This is a genomic window from Streptomyces sp. NRRL S-455, assembly GCF_000717875.1.
Lineage (GTDB): Bacteria > Actinomycetota > Actinomycetes > Streptomycetales > Streptomycetaceae > Streptomyces.
In genome coordinates this window covers 26,274-45,531 of sequence record NZ_JOCT01000037.1, presented here as the reverse complement: position 1 = coordinate 45,531, position 19,258 = coordinate 26,274, and the positions used below count along the sequence as shown (strand labels likewise).

Here is a 19,258-nt window from a genome sequence, read left to right as displayed (position 1 = left end):
GTAGGCCTGCCGCGACCGCCGTACCGGAGAGCAAATGCCCGCCAAGCCCACGAACGACCCCGTCGAGACGGGAGCCCCCACCGAGGCGGCTCCCCCGCAGGGAGTCCCTGCGCCGGGAGCCGCACCTGGGGTTTCTGCCGGAGCTGCGCCTGGAGCCGCACCTGGGGTTTCTGCGCCGGAGATCTCTGCGTCGACAGCCCCCGCTGAGGCGGTCACCCCACTGATCCGCGGCATCGCGGTACTCCGCCAGCTGACGGACGCGGGCGGCACACTGAGCCTGAGCGCCCTGGAACGAGCCACCGGCCTGGCCCGCTCCACCGTCGACCGCATCACCGCCACCCTCGCCCGCATGGGCTACGTCCGCGTCGACGGCCGGGACGTACGGCTCGCCCCCCGCCTGATGGACCTGGGCAACGCCTACCTCTCCGCCCTGCGCCTCCCCTCCCTCCTCTCCGCCCGCGCGGACGCCCTCGCCGACGAACTGGACGAGTCGGTCTCCCTGGCGGTCGCCGACCGCGACGGCATCCGCTTCATCCACCAGGCGACCCGCCGCCGCGCGATGTCCCTGAGCTTCCGCATCGGCGACCTGCTCCCCGCCGAACGCACCGCACCGGGCCCACTGTTCGCGACGGAGTGGACGGACACGGACTGGCAACGCTGGCGGGCCCGCAGGGCGGCGGACCCGACGGACCTGTCCTTCACAGCCGTACCCCCACGCCGATACGGCCCGGACGAGAGCGAGAACGAGGCCTTCATACGCCGCGTGGAGGACGCGGCGGCGAACGACTGGGCCCTGGACGACCAGCTGATCGAGCCGGGCCTGGTAGCCGTGTCCGTCCCCGTCCGGCTCCCTCGAGCAGGCGACGGACAGGACGAAAACACCAGGGACCGGGTCGCGTGCGTGGCGAGCGTGGTCAGCCACACCAGCCGCCACACGGCCCACAGCCTGCGGACCGCACTCCTGCCGAAACTCCGGTCGGCGGTGACGGACATGGAACGCGAGCTGCGCACCGCCCCGCCCCCCGAGCCCGGCACACCCCCCGCGGACCTGGCCCTCTGGACGGGAGCGTCGAAGCAAGAACTGGGACGCGACTTCATCGAGTCCCTGGCCCGCGGCCTGACGGTCCTCACAGCGTTCGGCGAGGGCAGGCCGGAGCTGACACTCACCGAGGTGGCCCGCGCGACGGGCCTGGCCAGGGCAACGGCCCGCCGGGCCCTGATCACCTACGAGCACCTGGGCCTGGTAACCCCCGCTGGCCGCACCTTCACCCTCACCCCCCGGGTCCTCTCGCTCGGCTTCCCGCCCCTCTCCCGCACCACCCTCCCTCAGATCGCCCAGCCCCACCTTGCCGACCTGACGTCCCGCGTCCACGAGTCGACGTCACTGGCGGTCCTGTCGGACTCGGGCGAGGAGATCCAGTACACGGCGAGCGTGGCGACGGGCCGGGTGATGAGCGTGAACATCGCGGTGGGCACGCGCCTGCCGGCCTACGCGACGGCACTGGGCCGGGTCCTCCTGGCGAACACGACCGCCCACACGATCACGGACCGGAAGACCCTCACCCGCACCACCCTCACCTCGGTCCACTCCCAGGGCTACGCCTTGGTCGACGAAGAACTGGAAGAGGGACTCCGCTCCCTGGCGGTCCCGATCCGCGACCGCTCCGGCAAGGTCGTAGCCGCCCTCAACACAGCCATGCACGCGAGCCGCCACACCCTGCGGGAGTGCGAGACCGACCTCCTCCCCGAACTGCGGCTGACGGCCACCCGAATCGAGTCGGACCTCCACACCGCCAGCCGCTTCACCCACGTCCCCCTGACGTGACCCCACACCCACCCGAGCCGTATCCGGTACGCTGACGCCTGTGGTCATCCCCGACCACAGGCACGCCGCCACGCGCGTCCGCTGCCACTGCCTTCGTAGCTCAGGGGATAGAGCACCGCTCTCCTAAAGCGGGTGTCGCAGGTTCGAATCCTGCCGGGGGCACCAGCTCAGAAGGGCCCCACTTCCGAAATTTCGGAGGTGGGGCCCTTCTGACATCCACATCTGACATCAACGCGGGCGGTCACGCGCGGATGGGGCGTCTCCTGAGCAGGCGATCCATGTGGCTCATGGCTTCGCGCTGCGTGTCCTGGACGACGTGGGTGTAGACGTCCATGGTGATGCTGATCTGAGAGTGCCCGAGGATCTCCATCACAACGCGGGGCGCGACTCCGGCAGCCGTGAGGAGCGTGGCCGTCCCGTGGCGAGCGTCGTGCAGCCGGATCACGCGGAGGCCGGCGGACTGGGCGACGCGGGTGAAGGAGCGGTAGACGTTCCGCGGCTCGACCGGGCGCCCGGTGCGGGTGGTGAAGACGTAGTCCGACTCCTGCCACCCCTCCCCCGCCTTGGCACGTGCAGCCGCCTGCCGCATCCGGTGCCAGCGCAGAGGCGCGATGCAGAGCGCGGGCAGCGGGACGGCACGGCGACGGCGGCTCTTGGGGTCGTCGTCGTACAGGACGCCCCGGCGCCGCTGCGTCTGCTGACGCACGTGGAGGACACGGCCGTCGAGGTCGACATCCGACCAGCGAAGGCCGACGATCTCTCCCCGGCGAAGGCCCATGGTGATGGCGAGCACGAAGGCCGCGTAGAGCGGGTCACGCCGGGACGCCGCGAGGAAGTCAAGCGTCTCGTCCAGCGTCCACGGCTTCAGCTCCCGTGAGTCGGTGCGCGGAGGCTCCACGAGCTTGGCGACGTTGCGCGTGATCAGTTCCTCGCGGCAGGCCGAGGACAGCGCCGACCGCAGAACACGGTGCGACTCCTTGGCAGTTGCTGCCGTGGTCTCCTTCTCCAGGCGGACGAGGAACCGGCGCACGTCGGCGACGCCGAGGGATTCCAACCGCTTGGCACCGAGCAGCGGCACCAGATAGAGCCGGACGTGCGCCTCGTACTTGTCGAACGTGCCGAGCTTCCGCCGGGGCTTGATGACGTTGTCCAGCCAGTACGGCAGCCACTCCGAGAGCTTGGCCGACTTGGTGGGCACGGGCACGCCCTGGTCGACCTTGTCCAGCAGCTCGCGGCGCTTGGCGTCGCACTCCGCCCAGGTCTTGCCGTAGGCGAACTTGCGGGCACGGGTGCCGTCCGGCTGGAGGACGTAGACCGCGCACTGAAAGCGGCCGTCCTTGCGCTTGGTGATGGTGCCCGCCCCGTTGGGGTTCCGCTTGCGTTGCTGGGCCATCAGGCCGCCGCCTCCAGTTCGTTGGTGATGTACTCGCGGACGGCCCGTGCCGGAATGCGGCGGCACCGGCCGATGGTGATCGAGGGCAGGCGACGAGACCGAATCAGGTCGTAGACCGTGGACCGGCCGAGCTTCAACCGCGCCATCACGTCGGGCACTGTCAGCAGCTCGTCGTCATGCACGGGTGGGTTCTCCTTCCGTTCCGGGGGCGGGTGCGAGGGTTTCGGCGAGCCAGGCTTCGGCGTCGGTGAGGCCGGTTCCGGCGTAGACCCAGTGGGCGAGGACGAGGGTTGTGTCCTGGTCGGTCTCGGCCGCTGCGGCGGCTTGTGCGCGGCGCCATTCGGCGCGGGCGTCGCGGAGGGCGCCGAGGGTGGTGGAGTAGCGGCGGGACTTGGTGGAGAAGTGGCCGCGAAATCCGAGCATGTGGGCCCATGCCCGCAGGCGGAGGTGTTCGAGGTCCTTGTAGGCGCCGAGGGTCCATGCGGTGCGGATGAGGCGGCGGGCGTGGTCGCTGATGTCGAGCTGGGCGAGTTCGGCGAGGAACTTCAGCGGCCGGTCCAGAGCTCCGGTGGCCGTCTCGGCACCCTTGGTGGCGTACTTCGCGATGTACGCGGCGACGGCCCGTTCGGTCAGCTCTTGGCCGCCGTCGAAGTCGGCGGAGCGGATGGTGCGGACGTCGAGTTGGCGGCCGAAGGTGAAGGTGTGGGCGCGGCCGTCGATGACCGGTCCGTCCACGCGAGCGGCGGTGGCGGCTGCCCGAATGGCGTCGGTCAACAACTCGGCGGTGGCCCAGGCAGGGGGCGGGGTGTCGCCGCCCTCAGGTCCGTCGATGCGAATCACGGCGTGGAAGTGAACGGCCCCGCGCTTCTGGTACTCGGCGACCTTGGCGAAGGACACCCGGGCGTGCTCGCGGAAGGCCCGCTGCGCCAGGCCAGCGCGCTTGGCGACCTCCCGGCGCAGATAGGTCGAGAAGCGCCGCCACAGCGGACCGGCATGCGCGTTCCAGAGCACGGCTGCTTCGTAGTCGTAGGTGTCCGGGTCGAGGGGGGTGCCGAGGGCGGGGTCGTCTTGGTCGTGGACGGTGCCGCAGCGGCAGCGGCGGACCGATCCGGCCTGGCCGGTGGGGCGGTTGTGGACCGGGCCGAAGCTGGGAGCGGTGAAGGTGGCGAAGACGCGCGGGTGGGCGGCGACGCGTTCGGGGACGCCCTTGCCGCCGCGCAGGCCGCTGGTGATCAGGTGGAAGGTGTCGCGGCGGTAGACCTCGGCGCAGGCCGCGCAGCGGGTGGTGCGGCGGTTGTTGCAGCGGACCAGGAGGTGACCGGCCGGGAGGCTGGAGGAGTCGAGGTGGTGGAGGACGTTGCCGATCTCGCCGGTGCGGGTGTTCAGGTCGTACTCGATGCGGTGGCCGTCGAGGCGGATCGGGTGGGTGCAGCCGCCGAGGCCGGCGAGCTGGCGCAGAAGTGCGGGCATGGTGCCCAGGGCGGCCAGTTCGCCGAGTTCGTGGAGCGGGGGCGGAGTGGCGCGGGTGATGATGGCTTCTCCTTCTGGTTTCGGCTGGAGGGAGAGGACCCCCGGGGCGGCGGATGCTTGGCGGTATCGAGGCCGCCCCGGGGGTCTGGTGTGTCAGCGGCGGTGCTGGTCGCGGAGCATCGAGCGCAGGACCACGGCGGCGACGGCCACGGAGACGGCCGTGACGGCGACGGCGGCCAGGAGCGCGGTCAGCACGACGCCGCCGACGAGGACGGCCGCGACCGCTCCCGTGCTGACAGAGATCTGAGGAACGGGACGCCGCGCGGGCGCCTGGTCGGCCACGGTGTGGCGGTATGCGGGCGGCGGTGTCGGGCTGTCGGGGTACTTGGGCAGGAACACAGCGAAGCTCTCCTTACCTACTCGTCTAGTCATGTGAGCCGTTGACGATGTCCACGCCGGAGCGCGTACCGGACTCGATGGCGGGGGCCATGAACGTGTGCGAGAGCCAGAAGCCGAAGAGGGCGATCAGGACGACGATCCACGTGCGGACGCCGAGGAACTTGACCGCTCCCCAGGCGAAGAAGCCGAGGACGACGACGAGCGGCAGGCTGACGGTCACGGTTTCCGGGTCCTTTCAGCGGACGGGGCAGCGGTGGGTACGGGCGGCCAGCTCGGCGGCAGCGCGGCTGTCGTAGTCGGCGGAGAAGCCGCAGCGCGGGGCTGTGCAGGCGGCGGTGTGCTTCTCCCGGCCGCGACCGTCGTAGGACGTGCCGACCTGGACGGGGCCGATGCGGGTGACGGAGCGGAAACGGCGGTTGGCGCTCACGTGGGTCTCCTCTCAGAGCTGGGCGGCGATGGCGTCGGCCATGGGCGGCGGGACGCCGAGTCGGGCGCGCAGGGTCGGGGTGTCGATGGCCGTTCCGGTACGGGCGTGGTACTCGGCGGCGACTTTGCGGGCGTGCTCGACCAGGGCGACCGGGACAGCGACCGGAGTCGGGGCCGACGGTGGGTCAGGTGCCGGGTCGGCTACCGGTGGCATCGGTGGTTCTTGTGCAGGCTGAGGCACGTCCTCCTGGTCCTCGATGTCCTCGGGTTGCTGTTGGGCCACGGCGTTCCCGGTCTCATCCGGCGACGCCGGCGGCGAGTGGACCAGGAGGGTTCCGCCAAGGAAAGCGACCGCGGGCCAGCCCGCGACGAGGATGCGGAGCCAGGCCGGTACGTGGTCCAGGTCGAGCAGTCCGGCTGTGGCCACGTTCGCACCGAGGGACGCTGCGAGTGCGATCAGGAACCAGCACCACCCGGCCGCTTTCGCCTCCCCGGAGCGCAGTCGGCGCCAGGCTGCAACGAGCAGCAGGTCGACGCTGATCGGGTAGGCCCACGCTTTCCACCCGTCCTGTCCGGCCGCCGAGGCGACGTCATGGAGGTGGGCGAAGGACAGCGCGGCGGCGATGACCGCCTGAACGAGCACCGCATCGACGCGGGCCAGGTTGGCGCGCATGCTGCGGCTCCTTCCGGTTCGGGCATGGGAGGGGTAGGGACGTGGCGTGAGGCGGTCACGCCGACCGAGGTTGCGCGGGTCAGTCGGTCACCGGTCGGGGCCGCACCGCCGGGCCCGGTGTCTCGACGGGCCGTACGGGCACGTCGGGCCGGAAAGGCTTGAGCGCGGGCAGGTCGGGAACCAGGTGGGCCGACTCGCGGCAGGTCTCGGCCGCGTCGCCCAGCGACAAGTACGGCGTGCGGATGCGGGACCAGCCGCCCGAGGTGTCACCGGCCACGGCGAGGCCGGGCCGTTCGGGGGCGATGGCGCAGGCGGCCGTGACCGCTTCGGGTGCGATGTCGCCGAGCGCCATCTTCGCGGAGGCCTCGTCGTTCACCCGGTGGCAGACGCGACCCGTCAACTGCGCTCGCAGCATGGTGGCGCCCTTGCCGAGTTCGGCGCCGAAGCGCTGCCCGCAGACCTCCAGGTAGATGCCAGCCGCGCGACCGAGTTGGGCGAGCCGGATGAGCTGGGTGACCATCTCGTCCCGGCGTTCCTCGTCCTTCCTGGTGGCGACGAGGAAGAGTTCAGCGACCTCGTCCACGAACAGAACGAGGGGAACGGGGCGTTCGGAGTCGGGCAGTCCCCAGACGTCCGAAGTGATTTCCTCGGCCGGAGTGTCCGGGGCGATGCCCTGCCGGGCCTTGATCAGGTCGTATCGGTCCTCCATTTCCTTCACAAGCACGGGCAGCAGCTCGGCGGCCTGCTCCGGGTCGGTAGCCAGCGCGGACAGCCGAGGAGCGAACGGTGCCAGCTCCACACCACGCTTGCAGTCGATGCCGACCAAGGCGACCGGCTGAGAGGCGAGTCCGGCGATCAGGTGCCGCAGATACATGGACTTGCCCGACAGCGTCGCGCCGAGGGTGAGTTGGTGGGGCACGGTCCGGTAGTCGCGCACGAAGGGCGTGGCGTCCTCCCGCAGGGCAACCGGAACGCTCAGCAATCCACTGTCGATCTTGCGGGGCATCCGCACCCGGTGCAGGACATCGAAGCCGACAAGACGCAGTTCGACCACACCCGGCTTGACCGTCGAGACGTACACCGCATGAACGCCCCAGGCGTGCCGCAGCCGTTCCGCCGAGGCGGCGACGTCGGCTGGTTCCTGCCCCGGAGCGAGCCGGAGCCGCAGCCGCAGCCCGGTCGAGGTGGGCCGGATGATGCCCCGACGCGGCGGTACGGGCCGGACTTCACGGCGCGTGGTGGCTTTGACCGCCAGCATCCGCAGCCGGGACGGAGCCACGGTCAGGCCGCAGGCCTCCATGACCGAGCCGTAGGAGCTGAGGAGCCGGGCCGTGGATATCGGCAGGCCGACCGTGGACCAGTACACCCCGGGGTGCTTGGCCCGGGCGTAGGCGGCCCCGCCGCCGAGTGCGGCGACAGGACCACCCACTTCCAGGAGTGTCGTCAGGTCGGTCATCAGGCAGCGGCCCCGGTGGTGGCCGGGAACACGGCCGGTGTCACGGCGGCGGCGCGGTAAGCGATGCCGTGCCGCTGCTGCCCGTTGAAGACGCTCTCCCACGGTCGGGCCACCAGCCCCGGCAGCGAGACCGAAGCCCCGAGCGTGAGCCCCTCGGACACTCCACTCTCCGGAACGGTGACCTTGATCAGCGACGACTCGCCGTCTTCCAGGTAGACGACGCCGATCGTCATCAGGGCCTCTCCGCTGGTGGCGTCCTTGGCGATCTCGCCCGTCTGCCGGTCGCGGACCTTGGGCTCGGGCGCCTCGGTCAGCAGGATCGTCGCGGCGGAGGTCTCTACACGGATGGTGCGCAAGACTTCTTCCCATCTACTCGTCTATACAAGATGCGGCGTTCGAACCCGATCTCCGGGAACGGCAACCACCTTGCCACACAACTTGCCCACTCGTCTATACGAGTAAGCCTGTTGGGGTGTACGAGTTCGGAGAAGCCTCCCCGCGCACCACCACCGGTCAGGCGCTCACGTCGCCGGGAGCTGATACGACAGGACGTACGCGTCGGCCGCCATGACTGTGTCGCAGACCTCTACGGCCCGCCCTTCCTGGTCGAACGCCGTGCGGATCAGGTGAATGACCGGCACGCCGGAAGCCAGCCGCAACGTGCGCACCTCGTCGGGCGAGGGCATCCGGGCGCGGATCTCTTCCTCAAAGTGGTCGAGGCGGTGTCCCAGCTCCTCGAGGCGTGCGTAGATTCCACCGGGCCCGGGGTTCGGCTCGGCGATCGGCGTGCCCCGTGCGATGTCGAGCGGCAGATACGAGGTGGCGAACTCCACCGGCCGCCCGTCCAGCAGATACCGGCGACGCCGGGCGAGCACTCGCCGCACGGACCCGAGCCGGGTGGAGACCTCCTGGCTGGCCTTCTCCTCCTTAACCTCCAGGCTGTCCACCTGCGGGTGACTGCCGGCGGCGTCGGCCTCCACGATGAACGCGGACTTCCCCTGCTCGCGGTGGCGCCGGGCGAACCGGTCGGAGGCGAGCCGCCGTACAGGCGGTCGTGGTCGCACGAAGACGCCCTTGCCGTGCTCGGCGTGCACCAGGCCCTCGCCCTGGAGGACGGAGAAGGAGTTTCGAACCGTCATACGGGAAACCCCGTAATGCTCGACTAGTTCGGCCTCGGAGGGCAGCTTTTCGCCCTCCTTGAATCGCCCACGGTCGATGGCCTCGCGCAGCTGGTCGGCGATCTGCCGGAAGACCGCACGATCGCTCGTGGGGTCGAGGTCGCCGAGGAGGCCGGAGGAAAGAGGGGGCACGTGTACTCCTTTAGGTATCTAGACGAGTGGGCGAGCTTTGTTGCTACGGTGGAGAGCCTAGCCATCCGAGAGGGCAGAGGAACGTGAGCACCGACCGTCCGCACTCCGTGAGCGTCGCCGGAGTCATCGTCGACGACCAGGGCCGGGCCCTCTTGATCAAGCGCCGCGACAATGGCCACTGGGAACCCCCGGGCGGAGTCCTCGAACGCGAGGAAACCATCCCCGAAGCTCTCCAGCGTGAGGTTCTCGAAGAGACCGGCATCAAGATCGCGCTTCCCGCGACCCTGACCGGGATCTACAAGAACATGAAGGGCTTGATCGTCTCCATGGTCTTCCGCTGTGAGGCCGCCGACGGCACGCCCACCACCGGGGACGAGACCCGCGCACTGCGCTGGGCCACCCGCGAAGAGGTCATCGAACTCGCCGACGAGGCATACGCGATCCGCGTCCTGGACGCACTCGACGCGGTATCCCCGCCGGCCATCCGCGCCCACGACGGCGTGAAACTCGTCTAGCCCGAACCCGCTGCACATGGCGGCCTACCAGCACGAAGGAACTTGTATGCACGAGTATACGAGCACTGTCCGGGTCTGGGGACTCACTTGCCCAGGTTTTCCGGAAGAGGTGAGCCGGGCCCGCCGCTGGACGCGGGACATCCTGCGCGGATCGCCCCTGGCCGACGACGCCGAGCTGATCGTGAGCGAACTGAGCGCGAACGCGATCCTCCACACCGCGAGCGGCGGACTCGGCAGCTTCCACCTGGCCCTCGCGGTCTCCCCCAAGGTGGTCGCCCTGTCAGTCACCGACGAGGGAGGAACGGGCACCGCCCCGAAGGTCGAGCAGCCAAGCGAGGACGCGGTACACGGCCGCGGCTTGGGCATGGTCAGCGTCATCGCACACCGGGTCGTCGTCCACGGCAGCCACAGCGGCTACACCGTCACCGCCGAGCTGTTCACCGACACCCGGCCCGGAGGACACTCACGCTGATGGACAAGCCCCAGCGGGGCTTCTGGTGCGAGTGCTGGACGCAGGACGTCAACGACGAGAAGGGGTGGCCGGCACTCCGGGCATCGTTCGACGCCTACTCGGCACCGCAGGCGGACAGATGGGTAGCGGTCGCCCTGCGAACCATCTCACCGGCACTCGACCCGGACGCTTCCGACGAGGCCTGGGCCTGGCTCTACGACGGCCGCATCGACACGCGACGAGCCCTCTTACGCATGGAACCCTGCACAGTCTCTCTGACCCACGCCAGCACCCGCATCACGTGGACGATTCGACCAGTGCTGTTCCTGCCGCTAGCTCACCGGCATGGGGTCGAACTCCCGCTCTGTGCGTACGGCTTCAAGCCTCGCGCTGGATGCTGATGTGCTTCCACCGAGGTCAAGACGGCACCCGCCCGGCAGTGAAGCCTTCGCCGTCCTGGAACTCGATCACGACCGCGCTATCGACCAGGTAGATCCAGCACTCATACCCACAATCCAGGATCGCGTCGGCCTGTGCCTCCACCAGGCCGATCTCCAAGGCGAGCGAGGGCACCGCAAGATTGCCCCAGAACACGACTGCCAACTCATCCGGGCGAGCCAACCTGCTCAGGAGCTCCCGGAGCCCCTCGCCGTCGAAGGCCGGCGAACGCTGGAGGACCTCAACACCACTCCAGTCCAGCCGCGACGACCCCACAGACCCGAAACGACTCAAGCTCACAGCGGCGAACGACCGATCCTCCTCATACGAGAGCACCACCGCTGCACCTCCAATGGCCGCCAGAAGCACCGCGATCACTTCGGGGTGTGTCCCGTAGCCAGCCTCTGCGTTCAAAGTCCTCTCCTGCGTCAACCGCCTACTCACATGCCCCAACACACGCCGCAACGACGCGCACAGAAAAGCCGAACACGGCCACTGTCAACCATCAGCTGGGACCGAAGTGTCAAGCATCTACCGGGACCGGACACGCCCCCCACCACAGACTGAGTTACAACTTTCTCTACTGGTTCAAGGCGGCTCGCTCCGCTCACCGCGCGCGGCCCGGCCCCCGGCCGGGCCTGCGCTCCTGTCTCCGCCCCGCTCCAACCCGGCCGGCGCCCGTGCCGCGCGCACAGCAATCAGCCACCTGACGCTAGAGAAAGGGCACGTCGTGGCTGGGGCGGTCGGCTCCACGGCTTTACGGAGCCACTTTGGCGCGAGCCTCGAAGATCATGGCCCCAACGTCGTGCTTTAACGGGCAGGTCCACAGACTGCCCGACGCGCCGGAAGCTTACGGGGCCATGATCACTCGCGCCAAAGCAGCGCCACCCCAAAGCCGCTCCGCCGCCCTTCGTTCACTCAGCGTCGGAGTCACCCAACTTACCGAGAAGAGCATGCGGGGAGGCTCCCATGATCTGGCTCAACATACTTGTAAGAACGGTCGAAATGTTGATCAGGTCACTGATCAGCGGGCCGATTTCACCATCCTCGTGCAAAATCCTATTAACCGTTTCAGAAGCCGCCTGCGAGCCCCCGCCCACAAAAAATGAGGAAAGCACGGCGGAAGCCCTCTTCCCACTTGTCGGCATCCGAGGAGACGGAGAAGACTCTTGCACTCGGAGAGAATCGAGAGGGTCTGCATTTCCAGAAGCGGACATGACTTTCTCCAGCGCGAAAGCGCTCGGCATCGCTCGAATGGAAAAATCGATAGGCTGATCGCCTCCCCCTTCTCCGGAAATTCGAAAAACAGCGGGGTTATCATCGCCTATATCGCCGGACCGCAAGGTATCCAGCAGTAGAGGAGAAACAACAACGCAACGCCGGATTATAATTCGCAGCATCTGCTCCTCAATGGAGGCATAGCCCTCCATTGCATCGTCGAGCAGAGGAATTAGAGGAATCTGCTCCGGCCAGTTCTCCAGAAGTGCCTTCGCATGGGAACTCCAATTGAACCGAGCCATGAGAAGGCGAGATCTTTCGAGAGCTACCACCACATTCCTGTCAGGTCGAGTCCCTGAGACGTGCATGCGACCGGGCGGAATTCCACAGTGTTGCGTGTAATCTCGCAAGTTATACAGAAATCGGTAGCCCTCGTGACCGTCGAACGCAGACGACGTCGCGGTCTTATACTCAGACATTTCCTCGCTCGCCTTACCGAACTCCCGAAGAATAAAATCTCGCTCATTCTCAAGGTATAGGCGAGTAGCCGCCAGCCAGTTCGTGAGTTCGGCCATCAGGGCTCCCTTCACTACTTCACGATCCGCTTGCCGAAACTCGCCAGCATACCTCTCAACGTTTGCGAAAGTGTCCACCATCGCTCGCAGGTTCGAGTAGTTCCTAAGGATCAGCGAAAACGCTCCTCTTTCAATCAATGCCTCGTACACGCTGATAGCATCGACATGTCGGTCGAACTCATCCTCAGACATCTCGTGGACAATCCGAACGTCCATGCCGGGCTGGCCAGACTCCTGCTTCCACACACCAAAAGCGTAAGTAATGTTCATGTAGTAATGAGATCAGGAAAGAGGCGGCATAGCAATGCCTGAGAGGCAAGCTTCCACTTCAGCCTGATGGTACAGGCGCGCGCCATGCCTATCTCTAACTCCCTGAGGTTTAGTAAACGGGACGCCAATTGGGGTCGGCAGCCTTTACGATTCCCCGTGACAATGCTAGTTGCACATCGTCACTAAAAACCTCTTCAAGGCTCCAGAAACGCGGCATACCGCCACCCCCCGCAGCGTCTCCGAGTGCTTTGAAACCGTCAGCAAGCGGACGAAGAGTTGGGTCGGTGAGTGATAGTCGTTCATATAGAGAGGCGATGAAAACAGCAACCGTCGGGGACTGGGAGTCCAATTGCATAACGGACGTCATCACAGCTCCCGGGGAAAAATTGCAGCCCTTTTCCGCGTCAAGATGCTGAACCAATTTTTGCGGGAGAAAGGGTACTCGAGAGACGCTCCAGACCCCCAGGTTTGCAACACAGAGGAGGTCTAGACTTTCCCGAGGGTGCTGGGCGTAAAGGTTATCCATCTCTCTGCAGATAGATTGCACTCCAAATTGAGGCCCGGGAGAAGTCGCCTTCCAGCTGTGCGAGTGAGACAGAAGCCCTACAGGTAATGGAGACGAGATCTCTTCGCGAGGGCTGCCAAGCCTTGCCTTGACCCCTCTGCTAATTCTGGCCGCACGCTCGAATCCGTCGCGAATGCCATCCTTATTGAGAGTTAACTTTACGCTGAAAGCAGCTGCCACTCCACTTGCCAGGACTTCTTCCCGTGATCTTAGCGCCCTCGGATATGTAGGACGGAAAACAATGAGGTCCGTTTCGAATACATCGTCGCCTTCCTCTGGAATGATGTATCTCCTCGTCGCCACCTCATAACTAGGCGGAAGCCAGTCGCTAAGTATTCTGGCCCAGGTCCCTTCACCGCCGTGTCCGGCTCGCTGGGGGTCGGAACGAGCTTCAGCGTGGAGTCTCATGTACTCCTGCTGTATGTCCTGTTCGACAGCTCGGAGCCAGCGGTGGTGCACAGCACTCTTCTCGGACGTGCTTCCCTGTGGAACATGCCCATCTGTCATTTTCATCCGCCTATCCATCGCTCATACATGATCGGCGCGAGCCCCAACCAACCGCAGCCCTGAACTGCCAATACTGACGCCGGCGACCGGACTCAGTCCGACTCAGAGAGGATCTTTGAGACGGATAGAAAGCAGTGCCCTGTCTCGCTCGCGTGCCGCTTCTTGCGGCGCATCAGGTCGTCCAGGCGTATGCGTTGGTCAAGCACAGCCATGAAGTCGCCTCCATCCATCGTCATAAATGGCGTGCTGAGGCTGTAGACCGTCAGGGCGTCCGAGGTGAAGTTGCTCATGCTGATGTAGAGGCCGAGGGTGTTCTTGGCCTTGCGCTCGATGTTGCTCTTGAAGACGTCCAGCTCACGACGGCCGACGGCCTCTTTCCACCACTTTGCCTCGAGGACGTAGTGGTCAGTGTCGAAAAGGAACGCTCCGTCGATCTGCTCATGGTCCAGGCTGTATGCCGCCCGCGGCTCCAGGTCATATAGGGCGAACAGCTCGTTGATGAAGCCCTCGAAATCCCTCCCCCGTTGCTGCGGACTGGTAGCCGAGTGCATCGCGATGAACTGTTGCTTCAACTCCTCATGCGCCTGGGCAAACGCACGGCCGTCCTGAGCCTGCTTGGCGCTCTCCGCGATAGCGACCGCGTGCGCCTCATGCTCCGCGATGACCTCCCGCTGCTTTGCAGTCCAACGCCTCAACTCCGCAACCGCCGCCGTCGCTTTGGCTACCTTCTCTTCGCCTTCCTGCTGGGAAGTCAGGTTAGGGAAGGTCTCCATGTCGGCGATATCGAGCATGAGTGCGACCGTCAGGTCGAGGTACCGGGCTTCATTAGCTTGCAGCAAGTTGACCAACTGGCCGGACACCTCCCGCTTTGTGGACGACTGGAAGCTCAGCTGTGCCAGGAGTTCGCTGTGGTTCTTCAACATTGCTCGGACGTACAGCTCAAAAGGATCTTTGTTCCAGTAGATCGTGGTCAGCGCCTCGACGAGCGCTGTGTACGCGGCCGGGCGGATGGCCTTACTGCGGTTGGTTGGCTGCGGCACCGTCCCCCTCCTTCTTACGCACGATGACCGACCTGTCACGGTACCGTGCGGTCAGTCGATGACCAGCCCATATGGCAGGAGTTGCTCCCAGAGGCATCGATGACCGACCGTCCATCCGCACCGTCGCCACGATGTTTAGGCCGACTTTGAGCCGCAGAAGTGCTCGGCCTCTGGACCACAAGCGCACCAGAACGAGCGGGGAACAGCGGGGAGTGGCGGTGAGAACGATCGAGCCCGACGAAGGGCACGCCAGCTGTATGTGCAGGTCAGCGTCTTAGGGAGCGCAGAGCGCCGCAGCTTCCCAAGCCGGGGGCTCAGGCACTATCAGCACGTGCTGGCCACCGCGGCTTGCTCTGCTTCCAGCTGTATTGATGAAGCTGGCCGACCGAGGTCAGCTCGGCCTGCTTGTCGGCGATCAACTCCGCCACAGTCGGGTGTGCCTCGATGCGATCAGTCCTGCCCGGTGTGGTAGCTCAGGCAATTGGCGTCCCCTGCTGGTTCGGCGGCGCCTGCGCTGTTCCGTGGCCGGTACCTGCCGGTATGGGATGCCGGTCGTCCTTGAAGTCGAACAGCGCGATGAGGGTGACGCCGAGGGTCATCAGGACCGCCCAGGCGCCGGCACCAGTCAGGACGCTTTGAAGCACGCCGCCCCCGAGCCAACGGACTACGTGGCCGCAGACAACGGCGACAAGGTTCACGACCAAAAAGAGCACAAAGACGGCGAGGGCCTTCTTCCGGTTGGGGCTCACCCCGGTTCTTTCCTTCCCCTAGGGGAGGCAACCGGTTGAGCGCGCAAAGCCTCGACCGGCCACCTCTAGTGTGGCCTCCTCATGAGCGGCACCCGTGCGGGTGCAGCCTCCAGAGGAGTCGGTCGAGTCGCCTCGCGCCAGTCCATGCGCTTACAACTCGTCAAGCGTTCCAGCGTGTCAGTTGTCGTTGGTCTTCCTAGACCACTTTCACCCACAGAGCTGCGGGATGGACTGTTGCCCGTGCTCTATGCCTAGGCTCCCGGAACGGGGCTTCGGGGGTAGCAGGATACGCACAGGCCGCCGGTGATCACAACAGCGAGCCTCCCGACCAACTGAGTAGGCGTCTAAGCGCAGTTAAGGTGCCGACTGAGCACCATATGGAAACGCGCGCGACTCACCTTCGGCCCTCCGCATGGACTCGACCGGCCGCCTGTAGTCAGGCGCTGACCGTCGAGACTTGCTCTGGTCGACGACTTCGACAACGTAACTGAGGCCGGTGAGGATCAAGCGAGGCACACACGTGGACAGGCGGCTGAGCACCCGCCGTCGTGGCTGACTGTCGTCGGCTGAGGTTCGTGCCACTGCCGTGCCAGATGCAGGGGTCAGCCGCGGTCAACGGGGGTGCCTCGCGGTCGAGTTCCCGGTGGCCCGACCAGGTATCGAAGCTCCAGGTCAGCGCCCCCACTCCCCCGCCTCTCTCCTAATGCGGTGCTCACGCACGAGCGCCCTCCCGGGCCGTCCTCGGGCCGTGGGAGGGCGCTCGTTGGTGAGCAACATCAACAGCTACCGACAGCTCAGCAGCAGGTCAGGACGCTGATCGATAACGCGGCCGCCGGTCACGACCGCCGATGATCAGTTGCGGCTGGACTGACGAAGGTGGCGGCCCCCTCCGCTCTCTCCGCCTCCGTCACTCCGACGCTCCCACTTCATCCTGACTGGTGATCTTCATGAATGCTCACGGCTGCTCGAGGGGTCCCCGTCCCGGCTACGCCGCTTCGTCCTGGTCGCGCCTATAGCTTGGCTCTCCGCCCACCACCGGACGGGCGGGACGTTCTGCTTCCCTGTCTTCTGCAAGAAGATCATCGCCCTCGATGTCTGACTTGAGAGCGGACATCATCTCGCGCACCGCACCAATCAGTTCGGGAAGCTGCTTGATGAGCTGAACGAGCAACGTTACGACCAGGCTCAGCAGACCGAAGACCGCAAGGACGGTCAAGGTGAGGGAGTTCCAGTCCACTTGCTTCAGTGCCTTCCAGTTCTAAGAGGGCCGAACTGGAAGCGGGCAGCCTCAGTTCGACCACTGACTTCGTGGTTCGTGAACTGAGAGACTGCCGACGCGCGCAATCATCCTCGGGCGGTGCCAGCGCCTGAAGTGGGCCCTTCCTCCGTCTCCGCATCGGGGCGGCTTGTCCCGCTCCCGCGTCTTGCCGGGTGATCTATGCGGGGGCACACATCCCTGCGTCATCGAGACCGCGCCACACTCACACCACACCCCCCGAGGCCCAAGCCCCCGGGTAACACGCCGCCCGCGTCGGGCAGCGTTGGCGGGTCCGACGATACACAACTCGTTGCAAGATCGCGCACATTGGAGGGGGAACCGATGCCAGGCACCGTACCCAGCCACGAAACCGGACAGCCATACACGACGGTCTGGCAAGCCTTCCTCGAAGCGCTGCCGCATAAAAGCGCCCAACGAGTCGTACCGCAAGTCGTCTACGAGTTTGCCCGGCGGACCCCTGTGGAGTCGGATCGACTCCCGTTCCGACATCCACCCCTGACATCAACGACGGTGGACAACAGCAGCCCTCAGTGGCCGACGACGCCCCGCCATTCTGCGATTGCCAGCGCTGTGACGTCCCGGTGATCGAACTCCTAAAGCGGGTGTCGCAGGTTCGAATCCTGCCGGGGGCACAACGCGTTACCACTCTGACCTGGGGTTTATCCCCAGGGAGGACTACCATCCGGCCTCGGACTCCTCGCCCGGGGCCGTTTGCGTGAGCGGTGCGTGCTATGGCACCCCACGCCCGTTCCACATCCACCCGGTGGTGCGCACCACCGCACAGAAACGGCTACGGAAACGACTACGGACGCGCATGGGTCACCCAGTGGGCGTCCGGGGACCGCGCGGAGTGACGCACAGGAGCCGTGCGAAGACACCACCCGGGGCGGCGACGCCCTCGGCGTGATCATGCACACCGACAGGGGCAGCGCATACTGCTCCCGGAAGTTCAAGTGAGCCTGCCGCAAGCTGGGCATCGTGCAGTCGAGGGGCAGAGTCGGATTGCCAGGCTCCCCTGCGGGACCTCCGGCAGCCCCTTCGGCCGCGTCGGCACCCGCATCACCCCCACGTCCGTACGACAGCGCAACAGCCGCACGGACGATCATTCCGCGCCCATCGTCACCCCGCACGACCCCGCACGGAATTGGGCAGCTGAGTCAGCGCCGAATCCGAAGAGGGTTCGCGGCGGTCCGGGAGCCGTGCACGTGTTGGAGTCAGTGCAGGAAGGCCTGGTGCGTCATGCCCGGCTTGCGGCGGATGGCGGCGATCAGGGTCGGCGTCGGCATCCTTCGTTTCTCCGGTGGAACGCGTGGCGATCGGCATCGCGGGGAAATCCGCGATGCCGATCTCGACGGGTGTGTGGTTCTCGTGGTGGATCGGCGCCGCGTGGTCAGCCCGCCGTCTGCTGCATCGGTTCCGGGATGGCCGTCCGGTGGCGCCGGGCGGCGAGGCCGAGTGCGGCGGTGGCGACGGCCCCGGCGAGGGCGAGTACGCCCAGGGCGTTCGCCAGGGTGCCGACGGCGGAGGCGAGCGCGAGGACCACGAGCGGGCAGATGAACTGGCCGAGGAAAAAGAAGCCCGTCCACAGGCCGGTGCCGCGGCCGCGGTCGGCGTAGTGGAGCTTGGACATGGCGAGGGTGAGCAGGCTCGGCAGCATGATGCCGCTGCCGAGGCAGTTGATCACCGCGCCGGCGGTCAGTACGACGGGGTTGGGGGCGAGCCAGATCACCGCGAAGCCGAGGGCGGACAGGCCGAAGGCGGTGGGCAGCCAGGCTTGCGGGCTGCGGCCGGCCTTGGCGAAGACGACGGCGCCGATCACGACCGCGGCACTGGAGCTGGCTGTGGCCAGTCCGATCACGCCGGGGTTGCTCACGCCCATGTCGTTCAGGAGGAATGCCATCTCCACCTGGACGGTGTAGAAGAGGATGGCGCCGAGGAGGGTCAGCGCGCAGGTGCCGGCCAGCGGGCGCCAGGGGAAGGGCCTCTTGGCCATCGGTTCCGAGGCGGTGGGGGAGGGCTCGTCCGCGTGGTCGGCGGGTCGGGGCCGGGGCAGGAAGGCGGCCATGGCGGGGGCGAGCAGCAGGCTCACCGCGTAGGCCCAGAACGGTGCGCGCCAGCCGGCCGATCCGGCCGCGCCGCCCAGCACGAAGAAGGCCGTCGCGGAGATCGAGGCGCACATCGTCTGCATCGCGAGGTAGCGGTCGCGTTGCCGGCCGGAGTAGTAGTCGCCGATCAGCGTGGTGCTGCAGGTCATGATGGCGGCTTCGGCGACACCGACGAGGGCGCGGCTGGCGACGATGGCGCCGAGGGAGTCCAGCCACAGGGGGGCGGTGCCGAGGATCGCGTACAGCACGGTCGAGACGACGAGCAGGCGTTTGCGGCCGAGCCGGTCGGCGATGACGCCGGCGAAGGGGGCCAGCAGCGCCAGGGAGAGGGCGGGGATGGTCAGGGCCATGGGGACGAGCGCGTCGACGCCCGGCACGTCGGCGAAGTGGGACTGCATCTGCGGCAGGACGGGGGCGATGAGTACGGCGCCCAGGATGGGCAGGCAGCTCCCAGCCATCAGCAGCATGAGGCGAAGTCGGTGGCCGGGGCCGGACACCGCCTGCTCGGGCGGGGTGTCCTTGACGGCTGTGGGCGTCGGGGACGGGAGCGGGGGCACGGGTGCAGGCATGCGGGAACTCCACGTGGCGGGTCGG

Annotated in this window: 21 protein-coding genes and 1 tRNA gene; 5 read left to right on the top strand and 17 right to left on the bottom strand. The window is 66.8% G+C overall.

The genetic code is table 11. The features are described from left to right. The first annotated feature begins 34 nt into the window (after positions 1 to 34). Together IE97_RS0134940 and IE97_RS0134935 are read left to right on the top strand one after the other, a co-directional pair. Complete coding sequence (locus IE97_RS0134940) at positions 35 to 1,825, top strand: IclR family transcriptional regulator domain-containing protein (RefSeq protein ID WP_078603502.1); 1,791 nt, start codon at positions 35 to 37, stop codon at positions 1,823 to 1,825. Between the two features lie 89 nt (positions 1,826 to 1,914). After that, positions 1,915 to 1,990, top strand: a tRNA-Arg gene (locus tag IE97_RS0134935). A 76-nt stretch (positions 1,991 to 2,066) separates the two neighbouring features. Here IE97_RS0134935 and IE97_RS0134930 read toward each other — a convergent pair. The 10 genes from IE97_RS0134930 to IE97_RS0134885 all read right to left on the bottom strand — a co-directional run bounded on the left by IE97_RS0134930 (position 2,067) and on the right by IE97_RS0134885 (position 8,952). Continuing rightward, positions 2,067 to 3,218, bottom strand: a complete 1,152-nt coding sequence (locus IE97_RS0134930; protein ID WP_030250174.1) for a tyrosine-type recombinase/integrase — start codon at positions 3,216 to 3,218, stop codon at positions 2,067 to 2,069. Then, positions 3,218 to 3,400 (bottom strand): helix-turn-helix domain-containing protein, encoded by a 183-nt coding sequence (locus tag IE97_RS0134925; protein WP_030250171.1) that lies wholly within the window; start codon positions 3,398 to 3,400, stop codon positions 3,218 to 3,220. The genes IE97_RS0134930 and IE97_RS0134925 overlap by 1 nt, the downstream gene beginning before the upstream one ends. Beyond that, on the bottom strand, positions 3,393 to 4,688 hold the full coding sequence (locus IE97_RS0134920; protein ID WP_030250168.1) for a replication initiator: 1,296 nt from the start codon (positions 4,686 to 4,688) through the stop codon (positions 3,393 to 3,395). The genes IE97_RS0134925 and IE97_RS0134920 overlap by 8 nt, the downstream gene beginning before the upstream one ends. 153 nt (positions 4,689 to 4,841) lie before the next feature. Next, a complete protein-coding gene (locus IE97_RS0134915; protein WP_030250166.1) occupies positions 4,842 to 5,087 on the bottom strand; it encodes a hypothetical protein in 246 nt (81 codons plus the stop codon). 25 nt (positions 5,088 to 5,112) lie between these two features. Next, on the bottom strand, positions 5,113 to 5,307 hold the full coding sequence (locus IE97_RS0134910; protein ID WP_018471713.1) for a hypothetical protein: 195 nt from the start codon (positions 5,305 to 5,307) through the stop codon (positions 5,113 to 5,115). A 15-nt stretch (positions 5,308 to 5,322) separates the two neighbouring features. Continuing rightward, positions 5,323 to 5,514, bottom strand: coding sequence for a mobile element transfer protein (locus tag IE97_RS0134905; RefSeq protein ID WP_004986816.1), 192 nt, complete (start codon positions 5,512 to 5,514; stop codon positions 5,323 to 5,325). Between the two features lie 12 nt (positions 5,515 to 5,526). Then, positions 5,527 to 6,186 (bottom strand): DUF2637 domain-containing protein, encoded by a 660-nt coding sequence (locus IE97_RS0134900; protein WP_030250157.1) that lies wholly within the window; start codon positions 6,184 to 6,186, stop codon positions 5,527 to 5,529. 79 nt (positions 6,187 to 6,265) lie between these two features. Then, positions 6,266 to 7,642: an FtsK/SpoIIIE domain-containing protein gene (locus tag IE97_RS0134895; RefSeq protein WP_030250153.1), complete on the bottom strand. Its 1,377-nt coding sequence runs from the start codon at positions 7,640 to 7,642 to the stop codon at positions 6,266 to 6,268. Beyond that, a complete protein-coding gene (locus tag IE97_RS0134890) occupies positions 7,642 to 7,998 on the bottom strand; it encodes a hypothetical protein (protein ID WP_030250149.1) in 357 nt (118 codons plus the stop codon). Before IE97_RS0134890 ends, IE97_RS0134895 begins: the two co-directional genes overlap by 1 nt. Before the next feature lie 165 nt (positions 7,999 to 8,163). Beyond that, on the bottom strand, positions 8,164 to 8,952 hold the full coding sequence (locus tag IE97_RS0134885) for a GntR family transcriptional regulator (protein WP_030250145.1): 789 nt from the start codon (positions 8,950 to 8,952) through the stop codon (positions 8,164 to 8,166). Between the two features lie 107 nt (positions 8,953 to 9,059). Here IE97_RS0134885 and IE97_RS0134880 point away from each other — a divergent pair, with 107 nt between their 5' ends. From IE97_RS0134880 to IE97_RS0134870, 3 genes are read left to right on the top strand one after another with little or no spacing between them, the layout of a single operon-like run. Next, entirely contained in the window at positions 9,060 to 9,467 is a 408-nt protein-coding gene (locus IE97_RS0134880; protein WP_030250141.1) for an NUDIX hydrolase, read from the top strand. 46 nt (positions 9,468 to 9,513) lie between these two features. Beyond that, positions 9,514 to 9,939 (top strand): ATP-binding protein, encoded by a 426-nt coding sequence (locus tag IE97_RS0134875; protein ID WP_030250136.1) that lies wholly within the window; start codon positions 9,514 to 9,516, stop codon positions 9,937 to 9,939. Then, positions 9,939 to 10,319 carry a hypothetical protein gene (locus tag IE97_RS0134870; protein WP_030250132.1) on the top strand — a complete coding sequence of 127 codons (381 nt, stop codon included), beginning with the start codon at positions 9,939 to 9,941 and terminating at the stop codon, positions 10,317 to 10,319. Before IE97_RS0134875 ends, IE97_RS0134870 begins: the two co-directional genes overlap by 1 nt. 16 nt (positions 10,320 to 10,335) lie before the next feature. On the opposite strand, the gene IE97_RS0134865 is transcribed toward IE97_RS0134870, so the two are convergent. The 7 genes from IE97_RS0134865 to IE97_RS0134845 all read right to left on the bottom strand — a co-directional run bounded on the left by IE97_RS0134865 (position 10,336) and on the right by IE97_RS0134845 (position 19,233). Continuing rightward, positions 10,336 to 10,770 carry a hypothetical protein gene (locus IE97_RS0134865; protein ID WP_158708386.1) on the bottom strand — a complete coding sequence of 145 codons (435 nt, stop codon included), beginning with the start codon at positions 10,768 to 10,770 and terminating at the stop codon, positions 10,336 to 10,338. Positions 10,771 to 11,270: 500 nt separating this feature from the next. Beyond that, entirely contained in the window at positions 11,271 to 12,419 is a 1,149-nt protein-coding gene (locus IE97_RS42345) for a hypothetical protein (protein ID WP_158708385.1), read from the bottom strand. Between the two features lie 109 nt (positions 12,420 to 12,528). Further along, positions 12,529 to 13,392, bottom strand: coding sequence for a DUF6602 domain-containing protein (locus IE97_RS43885; RefSeq protein ID WP_420706165.1), 864 nt, complete (start codon positions 13,390 to 13,392; stop codon positions 12,529 to 12,531). Between the two features lie 191 nt (positions 13,393 to 13,583). Further along, positions 13,584 to 14,531 (bottom strand): restriction endonuclease, encoded by a 948-nt coding sequence (locus IE97_RS0134860; protein WP_051705236.1) that lies wholly within the window; start codon positions 14,529 to 14,531, stop codon positions 13,584 to 13,586. Between the two features lie 473 nt (positions 14,532 to 15,004). Beyond that, the gene (locus IE97_RS0134855; RefSeq protein ID WP_030250122.1) at positions 15,005 to 15,280 is read right to left on the bottom strand and encodes a hypothetical protein; all 276 of its coding nucleotides are present in this window, start codon (positions 15,278 to 15,280) and stop codon (positions 15,005 to 15,007) included. A gap of 985 nt (positions 15,281 to 16,265) precedes the next feature. After that, positions 16,266 to 16,517 carry a hypothetical protein gene (locus IE97_RS0134850; RefSeq protein WP_030250119.1) on the bottom strand — a complete coding sequence of 84 codons (252 nt, stop codon included), beginning with the start codon at positions 16,515 to 16,517 and terminating at the stop codon, positions 16,266 to 16,268. Between the two features lie 1,432 nt (positions 16,518 to 17,949). Next, positions 17,950 to 19,233, bottom strand: a complete 1,284-nt coding sequence (locus tag IE97_RS0134845) for an MFS transporter (protein ID WP_037845277.1) — start codon at positions 19,231 to 19,233, stop codon at positions 17,950 to 17,952. Positions 19,234 to 19,258 lie beyond the last annotated feature (25 nt).